The sequence below is a fragment of the Acinetobacter sp. OYA S30 genome, from assembly GCF_033599315.1.
Classification (GTDB): Bacteria; Pseudomonadota; Gammaproteobacteria; order Pseudomonadales; family Moraxellaceae; genus Acinetobacter; species Acinetobacter baumannii.
In genome coordinates this window covers 38,881-52,027 of sequence record NZ_JAWVAV010000011.1, presented here as the reverse complement: position 1 = coordinate 52,027, position 13,147 = coordinate 38,881, and the positions used below count along the sequence as shown (strand labels likewise).

The window sequence follows — 13,147 nt, the reverse complement described above, 5'->3', positions numbered from 1 at the left end:
ATTAGAAAAAATCTTATTTTTCTACGAACGCACGTTCAATGACATAGTCGCCCATTTCACCCATACGAGGTGATTCAACTAAACCGTGTTGGTCAAGTAACGCAGCCACATCTTTTAAGAATGCAGGGCTACCACAAAGCATTGCGCGGTCAGTTTCACGGTTGAAACGTGGTAAACCAATTTTTTCAAATAAAGCACCAGTTTCAATTGCGGTTGTTACACGGCCTTGAGTATGGAAAGGTTCACGAGTAACGGTAGGGTAGTAAACAAGTTTGTCTTTAATACCTAATTCTTCAAAGAACTCATTGTTTGGTAATTCGTTCAAGATTAGGTCTTGATAAGCTAATTCAGAAATATAACGCGTACCGTGAACTACGATTACTTTTTCAAAGCGTTCGTAAGTTTCTGGGTCACGAATAATTGACAAGAATGGAGCAAGACCAGTACCAGAAGATAATAGATACAAGTTTTTACCAGGTAAAAGGTCATCATGAACCAATGTACCTGTTGGTTTTTTAGAAACTAAAATTTCGTCGCCAACTTGTACTTTTTGCAAAATCGAAGTTAAAGGACCGTCTTGTACTTTAATCGAGAAGAATTCTAACTCTTCTTCGTAGTTCGCACTTGCAATCGAATATGCACGCATTAACGGTTTGCCATTCACTTCAAGTCCGATCATCACGAACTGACCATTTTTAAAACGTAAGCTAGCGTCGCGTGTAGTTTTAAAACTGAAAAGGGTGTCATTCCAGTGGTGCACATGAGTAATGCGTTCAACGTTAAAAGCAGCCATTAAAGGTCTCGATCACGATTAAAAGAAAACAGGTTGCTATTCTAATCTAATTTCATTCCCGATAAACTGAATATATTTAATTGTGTTTATAAGAAAAAGTGATGATGAATTCTGTCACCCTCCCAATAGTCGGGCACATGTGCTCACCTTTTCGAGAAAAATTTGGTATTCCACGTCAGCCTAATTTGGTCAATATCGAGTCTTATATCGAAATGGTAGAACCTTATAATGACTTATTAGCTTTTGAGGGAATCGAACAATTTAGTCATCTTTGGCTCATCTGGCAGTTTCATGACAATAAAAATCAGGAGACTGCAACTAAGTTTCGGCCTCAAGTTCGCCCACCACGTCTAGGGGGCAATGAAAAAATAGGTGTGTTTGCAACACGTAGTATGTATCGTCCAGCACCTATAGGCTTATCTGTAGTACGTTTAAACAAGGTTGAAAAAGTCGGTAAATCATTAAGAGTTTATGTTACTGGCAGTGATTTATTAAATGGCACGCCAATTTTAGATATTAAGCCTTATATTCAATATTCAGATGCAATTGTTGATGCTCAAAGTGGTTATGCGCAGGCTGAACCAGAACGAAAATCGGTCTTATGGTCTGAAAATGCATTGTCTACCCAGCAGTCTCTTTTTAAAAATAAAGAAATTAATGCACAATATCTTGTTGAATTAGAACAAGTATTGTCATTAGACCCTAGACCTGCCTATCAAGAAGATCCTGAACGAGTCTATAAAATGAAATTTTCGAATTTTGATATTCATTTTAAAGTTAATGGCAATGTCATTACAGTTGTTGATATGGTGAAAGACACATCGCTCGTGTAATAAAGCTATTTAGAACCAATGTATGTTCATCCAGAGCAAGCTAATAAATATTGTCATATGCAAAATTTGGGCAGGTATGAAAGCAAGGGCATAATGCAGTCCACCAGAAATGGCAGAGTTAATGCTCTTGGCAATTGCATGAACAGCAAAGCCACCCATGAACGCGATTAATAACGACGTCTGAGAGTTATTTGGTTCACCTTGTACAATCACTGCTGCAATAGCGGCATGTATTTCGAACAAAGAGGCAAGTAGTGTCCCCGCGATTAAGCCTGCATTACCTAAATATAGGCTTAGACCATAAACCCCTGCCTGAATGAGCGTAAGTGTCCCTGCAATAATAATCGCTTCTTTTAAGCTGAACATTCTGGTATCGAGTTCAGATGAAGTCGTACTTGGTTCTGCCTTACGTAATAAGATGAAAGCCCATACCGCTAAAAAAGCCAATGCAATGAGTGTTGGAAATATAATGAGTTTGAACCATGCCAAACTTATACCGATGACAATAATTAAGGTTTGTACCAATGTGGAAACGCATGACATTAATGCTGCACCTGCATTTGTTTTTGCATTCGCGCGACCAGAGCGTACTTCTAAGCCTAGACTCGCGATGGTGGCAGTACTTGAAACAAAACCCGAGGCTAAAGAAGAAAGTAATAAGGCATTTTTAGAGGATAAAAGCCGTTTTGCAATATGTGCGAGGGCTTGTACAAATAAAATCAACGTCAGTAACTTTAAAATCACATGAGGGTTTAGAACGGGTCCCCAAAAAGGTTTATTGGGAACTAAAGGTAAAGCAATTAGAAGTAGAGCAAGTAAAAAAATCCCGTCGCGCAACTCTGATTCGGTAATCCATTGACTGGCAATGCCGTGCATTGATTGTTTTGCCAATAAGATAATCGTCATGATCACGGCGAGTCCTGCAGCTAACGAAATATTCCAGATACAAAGTGCCCCAATGAAGTAAGTCATAATAAAGGCAAGTTCTGTGGTGACACCGGGGTCATTTGGCTGATTTTTAAGAGATACGATACTGATCGCACCTATAAGTAGAGCGCCTACAATCCCGATTGCGGTACCAAATAAAAAACAAATTGCTCCGAGTAGAGAACTAATTGCAAAAGATCGAAAACCTGCGAAAGTTTTATATTCGTGTTTTAACTTACTTCGTTCGCGCTCCAGACCTACCAATAAGCCGCAGCCTAATGCAGCCGCAATGGTGGTAATAAACTCTTCAAAAGATACGGTTTGTAATGACATTGTCATTGGAAGATTCATAATACTTCCTCTTTGGTTTATTGTTATATGTAGATGTCAGTCATTTAAAAATCATGTATTCCATTTTAGTTTATGCTTTTTCTTGTATTGAGCCTAGTCTCTTTTTTAATCAAACTATCACAATAAGCATCTTTATAAATATGATCTATGACACAAAAAAATACTAAGTTGAGAATTGGATTAATTATTTGAAGTTCAAAGATATTTAAAAGCTAAACTTGGGTTTTTTAGGCGGGCTAAATCTAAAACTTCTCTGATATATTATAAAAATATATTGGGGAAAACACATGAATATACATGTAGAAATAGACACACATTGGTGTCTAGAACAACTATTACAAGAAGGCCGTATCACTGAACGAGATAAGTTACTTGTACAAACCACAAATAGGCAAAAAGATCAGTTGAAATGGCATCCATTACAGTGGATTGCGCATTTTAATCTAAAAGACCAACATCATGTACAAGCACATTTAAGTTTAAACCGTCTGTGCCAATGGTTTGCAGAGCGGGCGCAATTACCTTTATTTGTGATTGATCCTTTAAAGGCAGATGTGAGTGCTTTAACTCAAGTCATGTCGCAAGAGTTTGCGATCCGTAATCATATTTTAGCTGTAGAAGTCCATGCGGACCGGATTGTGATAGGAACAGACCAGCCTTTTCAAACAGACTGGCTAAATAATTTAGAGAAGAGTTTAGCACCCAAAAAAATTGAACGGGTATTTCTCAACCCCGAGCAATTACAACGTTATTTACGAGAATATTATCAAGTCAGCCGAGCAGTAAACTCAGCTCAAAAAGATGCGGCTCATGACCGTGATAACAAAGGTGTAGAGGCGCTTTTACAACTTGGTGATAGCCAAAACCCTGATGCCAATGATCAGCATATTGTGAAATTGGTCGACTGGATTTTGCAATTTGCATTTGAACAGAGCGCTAGTGACATTCACATGGAACCACGTAAAGACAATGGCAAAGTTCGGTTCCGTATCGATGGTGTTTTACATACCATTTATAACATGCCTTCAAATACTCTGACCGCTGTGATTTCTCGGATTAAAATTTTAGGGCGGCTAAATGTAGCAGAAAAGCGTAAACCGCAAGATGGTCGATTAAAAACACGTACACCGAAAGGACAAGAAACCGAACTACGTCTATCTACCTTACCAACAGCGTTTGGTGAAAAACTGGTTATGCGTATTTTTGATCCAGATGTGTTAGTACGTTCTTTTCAGCAATTGGGTTTCGACCAGTCTTTATTACAGCAATGGCAGCGTATTACGCAAAATAGTCACGGCATTATTTTGGTTACGGGGCCAACAGGTTCTGGTAAAACCACAACGCTATATTCTTCTTTAAAGCAGCTCGCAACCGAGCAGGTCAATGTTTGTACCATTGAAGATCCGGTTGAAATGCTAGAGCCTAGTTTTAACCAAATGCAGGTCAATCATGCAATTGAACTGGGCTTTGCAGATGGTGTGCGTGCGCTTATGCGACAAGACCCAGACATTATTATGATTGGGGAAATTCGTGACCAAGATACTGCGAATATGGCCATTCAGGCTGCACTCACGGGCCATTTAGTATTATCAACTTTACACACCAATGATGCGCCGTCTAGTTTGACCCGTTTACATGATTTAGGTGTACAACCATTTTTAACAGCCGCGACTATTTTAGGTGTATTAGCGCAGCGCTTAGTGCGTAAGCTTTGCCCGCACTGCAAACAACAAACTCATATTAATGAGGAGGAATGGCAGCACCTAACATTTGACTACATTATGGAAATGCCAGAAAAAGTTTATCGGGCAGTAGGTTGTGAAGAGTGCCGGCATACGGGTTATAAAGGTCGAATCGGCATTTATGAGTTTATGCCAGTTAGTCTTGAGCTTAAGCATCTTATTAGCAGTCATGCGACATTAAATGAATTAAGAAGCCAAACTAAAAAAGAAAGTGTAGAGCCTTTAAGAATTGCAGGAGCTCGCAAAGTTATTGAAGGTTTGACCACCTTGGAAGAGGTGCTGCGGGTTGTTCCATTAAATTAAATTTTTCTTAAGATTCACCTCATCTACCGATGGTGTAATTGTTTTATTCCAAGGGTAAACCAAATAACAGAGGGTAATTTTATGAAAATGCTTAAAGTAATTTTGATGACTGCGGGTATGGCAACTGCGGGTGTGGTTGTAGCAAATACACCTGTGAATCAGGCAGCTATTGCTCCAGCGACAGTTACTACAGTGAAACAAGCTTTAGCATCAAAAGATAATACACCTGTAAAATTACATGGTCAGGTCGTAAAATCTTTAGGCGATGAAAAATATCAATTCCGCGATAAGAGCGGTAGCATTACAATTGATGTAGATGATGAGCTTTGGCAAGGACGTCCTGTTTCAGCCAATACAAATGTGACTTTAATTGGTGAAGTAGACATAGATTATAAGCCTTTAAAACGTGTAGAAATTGATGTAGATCAGGTCCAGTTCTAATAAATTAATTTCTACATTTATTCCTTTTAGCCGCATTTAAATCATGCGGCTTTGCTTTTTTTATAAAGACTTGGCAACATCCAATCAGGATATAACAGGAAAAACAGATGAGAATTTTGCTTGCAGAAGATGATCGCTCTCAAGCTGAAAGTATTCAATCATGGTTAGAATTAGACGGTTATCAAGTAGACTGGGTAGAACGTGGTGATTATGCCCTTACAGCAATTGAGCAGCATGATTATGACTGTATTTTGCTTGATCGGGGCTTGCCCCAACTGACTGGTGAAAAAGTTTTAACAACCATCCGCCACAAACAAAAAAACGTTCCCGTGATTTTTATTACCGCACGCGACAGTATTCATGACCGCGTAGAAGGGCTTGATTTAGGTGCAAATGATTATTTGGTTAAACCATTTAGCCTAGAAGAATTATCGGCTCGCATCCGCGCTCAATTACGTAAACAAACTCTGAGTCAGCAATCGATTTTAACGTGGGGTGATTTGCAACTTGATACACAAGCGAAAGTTGTATTATCTGCTGGTAAGACTATCGATTTAACAGCAAAAGAATTTCAAATATTACGTAAACTTATGGTTCATCCTGAGCATATTATTACCCGTGATCAATTAGAAGAAGCACTTTATGCATGGGGCGAGGAAATCGAGAGTAACGCAATCGAAGTTTTTATTTATCAGCTTCGAAAGAAAATCGGAAGCAGCAGTATTAAAACCATACGGGGGCTCGGCTACCGTATGGGAGACTTAAAATGAGATCAAATCGTTCATCCTTGCAGTCACAACTGGTTAAAACCACCATGTGGAGCAGTATTGTGGTGGGGCTACTGGCATTAAGTTTACTCACCATATTTTCGATTTATCACAACATGTCAGTACAAGATGAAATCATGGATGAAATTTCAGATACCTTACTGGTTTCTGACCTTTCTAAACACTCGATGAAGCAGTTTGATGAGCTGAGTGATGAGTTTGATATTCAATATGAGTTATTAGATACAGGTCAGGTGCTTACCCATTCTCATACCTATCAGCATGAACTTTTTGAAAAAGGTAATTTATCAGAAGGTTTTTCATATTTTTGGTTTGATGGCCAATTATGGCGTAGTCTGGCTGCACAACAAGAAGATTCTCAACTACAAGTTGAAGTTTTTCAGCCTATCAGTACACGCATTGAAGAAGTATTAAAAGCACTTGCTGGATATAGTGGCCTTATGGTGCTGTTCTGGTTACTACAGTGGGTTATTGTAAGTTGGCGTACCGAACAACAATTGGCTGCGCTGAATTTACTCTCTAAACGTATTGCTCAAAAAACTGCCTCAAACTTAGAGCCAATTCAAGAACCAGATGTTATTACAGAAATTCAGCCTGTGATTGATGCTTTAAATCAGCTACTTGCAAGGCTACAAAGGGCACTGGTTGCTGAACAGCGTTTTACTGCAGATGCTTCACATGAATTACGTTCACCTTTATCAGCCATACAAATGCGTCTTCAGGTGTTGCAACGGAAATATCAGCATATTCCAGAGCTTGATCATGATTTTGAGCGTATTCAAGAAGACGTTTCAAGAAGTACAAAAATACTGGAAAATTTATTGTTACTCGCTCGCTTGGAACCTAATGAAACAGAGCAATTAGAACTCTCTAAGAGTGTCGTTGATTTAAATCATGTATTAGCCAGAGTGATAGATACAGTAAATATTGATGCACAAGCCAAACAAATGGTAATTGAGACAAATATTCTGTCAAATGAAACCAAAACATTTGCAAATGAAGAGCTCATGTTTATTGCTTTTAGAAATTTATTTGATAACGCTATTCGTTATAGTCCGGCTTTGGGTGCTATTCATGTTGAGCTAAGCCAGTACCAGCTAAAGCTGAAGATTTCTATAGAAGATACGGGGAATGGTGTGGATGATGAGGTCTTAAGGCGTTTAGGACAGCGTTTTTTTCGTGTATTAGGGACAAAGCAACAAGGCTCAGGGTTAGGGTTATCAATTACTAAAAAAATTATTCAACTCCATGGTGGGGAATTACATTTTATGCATGCAAGCCAAGGTGGCTTAAAAGTTGAAGTAATACTGCCTTTTAACCGTGAAATACAAAAATAGCATGGTTGCCCATGCTATCCATTTTTTGTTTTCCCACGAATATTATTGAAACGCGAGGATCGTTCTTATTTAGTTAAAATGAGACGGTTATTGCGAGTAAGGCGTAAACGATATTCCTCGCCAGCATGCATAATTCGAATTTCACGACCTAAGGCGAATAGGTTGTTAGAATGCAGCATTGGTAAGGTATGAGCTGAATCTGTATTGCGTGTAAATAAGCTAAAAGGTGCGTTCATTTGTTGTGCTCCGTGGTATATTCTTGAACGATTTAAATGATAATCATTATCGAATAGATCTGTCAATGAGATTTTAAAGATTTTATAAATTGATAAAATTTGCTTACACTTGTGAAAAATTTTAGTGAGTAGAAAAATGCCCAAACCGATTGTCGATGTCGCAATAGCTATCTTAATTCATCGTGGAAAAATATTAGTGGGATGGCGTGGTGAACAGCAGCATCAAGGTGGAAAGCATGAGTTTCCTGGTGGAAAGGTAGAGCAGGGTGAAACGCCTGAAGAAGCCTGCCGTCGTGAAATTTATGAAGAAGTCGGTATTGGTTTAAAAGATTGGCATCAATTTGATTATATTCACCATGAATATGATGACATTATTGTCAACCTTCATTTGTTCCATAGTTATGTACCTGATGAGTTATTAATTCTTATCCATCAGCCTTGGACATGGTACACACGTGAACAGCTACTTCACCTAAACTTCCCGAAAGCTAATAAAGACATTATTAAAAGATTATATTGGCCTCATTTTATTAAAATTAGCCATACACTTACATCTGTAGAGAATAGTGATGCTTTATTATATTGGCGTATAGAAGATGAATTTGGCCCGCGAGAAGTAGAACAATTAACGGCCTTAGATGAAGGGCAACGATCAAATTTAATTATAAATGTAGATATTTGGCAGCAATTGAGCTCCGAATTAAAAAAACAGATCAAGACTGTTCATTTAAAACAATCTCAGCTCATGAGTTTACATAAAGGTGACTTAGAGGTAGGAATACGTTTTATTGCTGCTTGTCACGATGCAGTTTCTTTACAACATGCTCAGCAAATTGGTTGTGATGCCGTTTTTGTTAGTCCTGTAAAAGTGACGGCTACTCATCCGGACGTTAGTGCATTAGGATGGGATCGTTTTGCTGATTTAATCGAGAAGTGCCAAATTCCCGTATTTGCTTTGGGAGGCATGAGTCCTGATGATTTAGCCACAGCACAACAACATGGTGCATATGGCTTGGCGGGTATTCGTAATTTTTAATAAGAAATAAAGCATTAAAAGCTAGAAAGCTTTCAATGCTTGTTGTGCTTCTTGAACAGTTTTTGGGTTATTGCGCTGTTGTCCAGCTTTTAAAATGACCAACCAAAGTTGTTTTTTCATGGCTTGACTCTGCGCAAAGCTTAAACCACGTCTTGCAAGAGACTCAGCGTTAGAATATTGCTGTTTATGATTTGCAGTTAATGCCAGAAATAAATAAGTCTCGGCTGCCTGTGGCGCTAAACGCTGTGCTTGAAGAGCGTAGCGCTCAGCCTCGGACCATTGTTGGTTTTTGTAAGCCTGCTCGGTTTTTTGCATTACAGTTTTAAAAGCGGGTAACTGGCTTCCATCATCATTAAAGCGTTGCGGCTTTTTCTGCTGAGGAACAATCACTTGTAAACTTTTACGTTGAATTTCCGGATGATCATAAGGTGTAATTTTTACACCAGATGAGGACTCGGACTTCTTCTTTTCAGAAACAGGAGGTGTTTTCTCTTTTGGAGCTGAATGATCTGGTAAAGTTGTACAGCCGACCATAAGTACAGCACCAATATAAAAAACACCTTTCTTTAACATATCCTGTTTCCTGTTAACGCTTAGTTGTTATAACTACCACTTGAAATGATTCGTGTGTTATTCGACAGATCTTGTTCCATCTGGTTTTCACTTTCACGAATATAACTGTCGGTATTATCATCCTGAGGCTCAGGAATTGTGTTATCACTTTGTGGCGTATATGTTGGATCAACTTGATAATACGGTGCTCCACATGGCGTAGCACGATGTGGGACTGTATGTGCTAGCATTGGAATATACATGGCACCATCACAAGCTTGTGCCGATAAGTCACCCGATGCACGGTCAATCCATTGCCACTGTACAGAGTCTGGTTGACGTAAGTTTACTGGTGTCTGGCGTAATTGTTTCATCACATTAATCCATACTGGTAATGCACCAGATGAACCTGTTAAACCAGTTACTTTATTGTCATCTAAACCTAACCATACTACTGCAACATGATTACCTGAATAGCCGGCAAACCATGAGTCACGTGTATCGTTAGTCGTACCTGATTTACCCGCTAATTTTAAAGCTGGAGATAAGCTGTTATACGCTGCACGTCCTGTACCTGATGACATGACCTGTTGTAAACCATAGTTCATGATATAACCGACAGATGGATCAATGGTTTGTTGTACGTTTAGACCATAACGATCAAGTAAACGTCCATTTGCATCTACAACAGAACGAATTGCACGAGTCGGATATTTGAAACCGCCTGTAGCAAAGTTTTCATAAATACCAAGTACTTCCATTGGTGACATATTAACTGCACCCAGGAAAATAGAAGGGTAGGCCGGGATTGTCGATTCAACACCAAATTTTCTTAAGTTATTGGTAAATGTAGATAACCCGAACTCTTGACCTAAGCGCACAGCAGAAAGGTTATAAGAATTTGCTAAGGCTTCACTTAAACTCACAATTCCATGTCCACCGCCGCTATAATTCTTCGGTGTCCAACTTTTACCGCCGTCTACTGGAACGCTAATTGGAGCGTCTTCAATCTGGCTTGCCCAGTTATAACGTCCAGATTCAATTGCGCTCAAATAAATGACAGGTTTCAATAAAGAACCGACTTGGCGTTTTGCATCTAAGGCACGGTTAAAGCCGGTAAAGTCTTGCGTTGACCCGACAGCTGCAATTAATTCGCCATTTTCAGGATGGGCAATCAGTACAGCCCCTTGCAGGTTTTTCAAGCGAGCAGGGTTGCTATTAGCTAAGCGCTCTACAGAAGCTTTAAAAGCATTTTGAACTTGTGTTTGAGCAATTGGGTCCAAGGTCGTAAAAATACGTAATCCTTGATTGGTTAAATCACTTTCCTGATATTCGGTACGTAATTGACGACGCACAATATCTAAAAAGTCAGGGAATTTTGCTGGACCTAGGCTTGGCTTGCTTAGAACATTTAAAGGGCGCGCAATTTCAGTTTCATACTCTGCTTGAGTTAAATACCCCATGACACGCATGTTATTTAATACTGTATCGCGACGATTTTTTGCCCCTTCAGGGTTTTTCCAAGGGTTATATAAAGATGGACCTTGAACCAAACCGACTAAATAAGCTTGTTGTGCAACATTAAGCTCACGTAGTGGTAAACCGAAATAAAACTGAGAGGCCAATCCATAACCATTGATTGAATAGTTACCGTTTTGACCTAAATTCACTTCATTTAAATATGCTTCTAAAATTTCATCTTTGCTGTAATGCAACTCAATAAGTAAAGCCATTAATGCTTCATTAACTTTACGTTTAAGTGTGCGTTCAGGGGTTAGATAGAAGTTTTTGACTAACTGTTGGGTGAGGGTCGAACCACCTTGACGACGTCCTCCAGTTACATTACTTACCAAAGCACGTGCTGTACCACGAATCGAAATACCGTGGTGATGATAAAAGTTACGGTCTTCTGTAGAAATTAAAGCTTCAATAAGTGGTTTAGGAACACTATTAAGCTTAATCAAAACGCGGTCTTCATTATGTTGAGGATAAATGCCCCCAATTAATAAAGGTTCTAAACGGGCAACCCCCGTTGAGGAAGGTTTTGTACTGCGAACTTCTACAACTTGGTCGTTTGCAAAACTCAGTTCTAAAACCTGTTCAGGTTCTACGCTGTCGCCATAGTCGAAACCACGTGTATGGACATACATGTTGCTGCCTTGAGCAACATAGGTTCCAGACTTGTCATAATTACTTGAAGTTTTGTAACCTAGTAATTTTAATTCTTGGGTGAAATTTGCTTGAGTAATTGGCGCATTATTATAAATTTCCAAAGGTCGAGCAAACACCTTGGCCGGAATGTCCCAGCGCTGTCCTTCAAATTTTTCACGTATAATATTATCTAAACGAATCAGATAGATACTAAGAGCAATAAAAGCACCAATCACCAAAATGGAAAAAATTAGCGCGAAGAAACCGATACCACGTTCAAACTTCATATAAATGAGATAAAACCCTAAACAATGCGTTAATGATGCGATAGCTTGTCATCAATTTGCAATGATAAAACTGTGAATAAATGGAAAACTTAGATTGAATTTTACAGTATCTTGTTGTTATGTTTTTTTAAATTAATCTGGTTAATGTTATGATAGCGTAGAATCGCAGCGGAGCTTACTCATTCGTGCAAATTTCACATAAGTCCTTCAGAAACGTCGGGTTAATTGGTCGACCAGATAAATCATCAGTTGTAGAAACACTATGTTTAATTCATGACCATTTGCTAAGTTTAGGCCTAAACCCCATTTTTGATCAGGAAACTGCCGAATTAGTGCCCTATGATCATGCGCAAGTCGTTAGTCGTCACTTATTAGGTGAAGTCGCTGATCTGGTGATTGTTGTAGGTGGTGATGGTTCATTGCTTCATGCAGCCAGAGCTTTAGTGCGCTACAATACGCCTGTAATCGGGATTAACCGTGGACGTTTAGGTTTTTTAACCGATATTAAGCCTTCGGAAGCTATTTTTAAGCTTGATCAGGTTTTACAAGGTCATTTCCAGCTTGATCGCCGTTTCTTGCTTGAAATGGAAGTACGTACCAATGGTGAAGTCATTTATGATGCAATTGCTTTAAATGATGTCGTACTACACTCTGGTAAGTCGGTACATATGATCGATTTTGAACTCAATATCGATGGGCAATATGTTTATCGCCAGCATAGTGATGGTTTAATTGTTTCGACACCAACCGGTTCAACCGCTTATGCTTTATCAGGTGGTGGTCCAATTTTACATCCAAGTATGGATGCTATTGCATTAGTTCCTATGCATCCCCATACATTATCTTCACGCCCGATCGTAGTTGGTGGGCAAAGTGAAATTAAAATCGTCATTCGCGAAAATCGGGTATTACCGATGGTGAGTGCAGATGGACAACATAGTGTCTCTCTCAATGTCGGTGATAGTTTGCACATCCGCAAACACCCATTTAAATTAAGTTTATTACACCCACCTGGTTATGATTTCTATATGGCTTGTCGTACCAAATTGGGTTGGAACCAAGATTTTGAATCTTTTCAAAGAGATGAATCATGAATATTGAACAAATGCTATCTGTTTTAAACCCTGAGATTGTAGAGCGTTTAAAAACAGCAGTAGAAATTGGTAAATGGCCAAATGGTGTTGCTTTAACGAAAGAACAGCGTGAAACATGTATGCAAGCTGTTATTGCTTGGGAGTTAAAGAACTTACCAGAAGAACAGCGTAGTGGTTATATTGACCGTGGTACAAAAGAAGAGGGTGAGGTTTGTGAAGATGATCATCACAAGCATGAGCCTGAATTTAAACCGATTCGTTTTGTTTAACACTTAA

13 protein-coding genes are annotated in these 13,147 nt (G+C 39.0%); 8 read left to right on the top strand and 5 right to left on the bottom strand.

Annotated features, from left to right (window positions below):
* Positions 1-13: 13 nt before the first annotated feature.
* On the bottom strand, positions 14-793 hold the full coding sequence (locus R5R67_RS07835) for a ferredoxin--NADP reductase (RefSeq protein ID WP_000718711.1): 780 nt from the start codon (positions 791-793) through the stop codon (positions 14-16).
* A 104-nt stretch (positions 794-897) separates the two neighbouring features.
* Between R5R67_RS07835 and tsaA the strand changes: the two genes are divergently transcribed.
* Positions 898-1,626, top strand: coding sequence for a tRNA (N6-threonylcarbamoyladenosine(37)-N6)-methyltransferase TrmO (gene tsaA / locus R5R67_RS07830; protein ID WP_072688709.1), 729 nt, complete (start codon positions 898-900; stop codon positions 1,624-1,626).
* A 9-nt stretch (positions 1,627-1,635) separates the two neighbouring features.
* Here tsaA and R5R67_RS07825 read toward each other — a convergent pair whose 3' ends face one another.
* Positions 1,636-2,904, bottom strand: a complete 1,269-nt coding sequence (locus R5R67_RS07825; protein WP_001052948.1) for an MgtC/SapB family protein — start codon at positions 2,902-2,904, stop codon at positions 1,636-1,638.
* A gap of 287 nt (positions 2,905-3,191) precedes the next feature.
* Here R5R67_RS07825 and R5R67_RS07820 point away from each other — a divergent pair, with 287 nt between their 5' ends.
* The 4 genes from R5R67_RS07820 (at position 3,192) to R5R67_RS07805 (ending at position 7,515) form a co-directional block, all read left to right on the top strand.
* A complete protein-coding gene (locus R5R67_RS07820) occupies positions 3,192-4,949 on the top strand; it encodes a GspE/PulE family protein (RefSeq protein ID WP_001020927.1) in 1,758 nt (585 codons plus the stop codon).
* Positions 4,950-5,030: 81 nt separating this feature from the next.
* The gene (locus R5R67_RS07815) at positions 5,031-5,390 is read left to right on the top strand and encodes a NirD/YgiW/YdeI family stress tolerance protein (RefSeq protein WP_000783090.1); all 360 of its coding nucleotides are present in this window, start codon (positions 5,031-5,033) and stop codon (positions 5,388-5,390) included.
* A gap of 107 nt (positions 5,391-5,497) precedes the next feature.
* Positions 5,498-6,160, top strand: a complete 663-nt coding sequence (locus R5R67_RS07810) for a response regulator transcription factor (RefSeq protein WP_001221456.1) — start codon at positions 5,498-5,500, stop codon at positions 6,158-6,160.
* Complete coding sequence (locus R5R67_RS07805) at positions 6,157-7,515, top strand: sensor histidine kinase (protein ID WP_001257361.1); 1,359 nt, start codon at positions 6,157-6,159, stop codon at positions 7,513-7,515. The genes R5R67_RS07810 and R5R67_RS07805 overlap by 4 nt, the downstream gene beginning before the upstream one ends.
* A gap of 65 nt (positions 7,516-7,580) precedes the next feature.
* Here the strand turns inward: R5R67_RS07805 and hemP are convergent, their stop codons facing one another.
* Complete coding sequence (gene hemP / locus R5R67_RS07800) at positions 7,581-7,751, bottom strand: hemin uptake protein HemP (protein WP_000993416.1); 171 nt, start codon at positions 7,749-7,751, stop codon at positions 7,581-7,583.
* A 136-nt stretch (positions 7,752-7,887) separates the two neighbouring features.
* Here hemP and R5R67_RS07795 point away from each other — a divergent pair, with 136 nt between their 5' ends.
* A complete protein-coding gene (locus R5R67_RS07795; protein WP_001125734.1) occupies positions 7,888-8,787 on the top strand; it encodes an NUDIX domain-containing protein in 900 nt (299 codons plus the stop codon).
* Between the two features lie 21 nt (positions 8,788-8,808).
* Here R5R67_RS07795 and R5R67_RS07790 read toward each other — a convergent pair whose 3' ends face one another.
* The gene (locus R5R67_RS07790; RefSeq protein ID WP_000913441.1) at positions 8,809-9,360 is read right to left on the bottom strand and encodes a tetratricopeptide repeat protein; all 552 of its coding nucleotides are present in this window, start codon (positions 9,358-9,360) and stop codon (positions 8,809-8,811) included.
* Between the two features lie 20 nt (positions 9,361-9,380).
* Positions 9,381-11,777 (bottom strand): penicillin-binding protein 1B, encoded by a 2,397-nt coding sequence (gene mrcB, locus R5R67_RS07785; RefSeq protein WP_000667412.1) that lies wholly within the window; start codon positions 11,775-11,777, stop codon positions 9,381-9,383.
* A 185-nt stretch (positions 11,778-11,962) separates the two neighbouring features.
* Between mrcB and R5R67_RS07780 the strand changes: the two genes are divergently transcribed.
* Together R5R67_RS07780 and R5R67_RS07775 are read left to right on the top strand one after the other, a co-directional pair.
* Positions 11,963-12,871: an NAD(+) kinase gene (locus tag R5R67_RS07780; RefSeq protein ID WP_001167242.1), complete on the top strand. Its 909-nt coding sequence runs from the start codon at positions 11,963-11,965 to the stop codon at positions 12,869-12,871.
* Positions 12,868-13,140 carry a YeaC family protein gene (locus tag R5R67_RS07775; RefSeq protein ID WP_001019667.1) on the top strand — a complete coding sequence of 91 codons (273 nt, stop codon included), beginning with the start codon at positions 12,868-12,870 and terminating at the stop codon, positions 13,138-13,140. Before R5R67_RS07780 ends, R5R67_RS07775 begins: the two co-directional genes overlap by 4 nt.
* Positions 13,141-13,147 lie beyond the last annotated feature (7 nt).

Coding starts and splice junctions, on each gene's coding strand:
- R5R67_RS07835 (WP_000718711.1), bottom strand. CDS start 793: ATGGCTGCTTTTAACGTTGAACGCATTACTCATGTGCACCACTGGAAT.
- R5R67_RS07775 (WP_001019667.1), top strand. CDS start 12,868: ATGAATATTGAACAAATGCTATCTGTTTTAAACCCTGAGATTGTAGAG.
- R5R67_RS07815 (WP_000783090.1), top strand. CDS start 5,031: ATGAAAATGCTTAAAGTAATTTTGATGACTGCGGGTATGGCAACTGCG.
- R5R67_RS07825 (WP_001052948.1), bottom strand. CDS start 2,904: ATGAATCTTCCAATGACAATGTCATTACAAACCGTATCTTTTGAAGAG.
- R5R67_RS07810 (WP_001221456.1), top strand. CDS start 5,498: ATGAGAATTTTGCTTGCAGAAGATGATCGCTCTCAAGCTGAAAGTATT.
- tsaA (WP_072688709.1), top strand. CDS start 898: ATGAATTCTGTCACCCTCCCAATAGTCGGGCACATGTGCTCACCTTTT.
- R5R67_RS07820 (WP_001020927.1), top strand. CDS start 3,192: ATGAATATACATGTAGAAATAGACACACATTGGTGTCTAGAACAACTA.
- hemP (WP_000993416.1), bottom strand. CDS start 7,751: ATGAACGCACCTTTTAGCTTATTTACACGCAATACAGATTCAGCTCAT.
- mrcB (WP_000667412.1), bottom strand. CDS start 11,777: ATGAAGTTTGAACGTGGTATCGGTTTCTTCGCGCTAATTTTTTCCATT.
- R5R67_RS07790 (WP_000913441.1), bottom strand. CDS start 9,360: ATGTTAAAGAAAGGTGTTTTTTATATTGGTGCTGTACTTATGGTCGGC.
- R5R67_RS07795 (WP_001125734.1), top strand. CDS start 7,888: ATGCCCAAACCGATTGTCGATGTCGCAATAGCTATCTTAATTCATCGT.
- R5R67_RS07805 (WP_001257361.1), top strand. CDS start 6,157: ATGAGATCAAATCGTTCATCCTTGCAGTCACAACTGGTTAAAACCACC.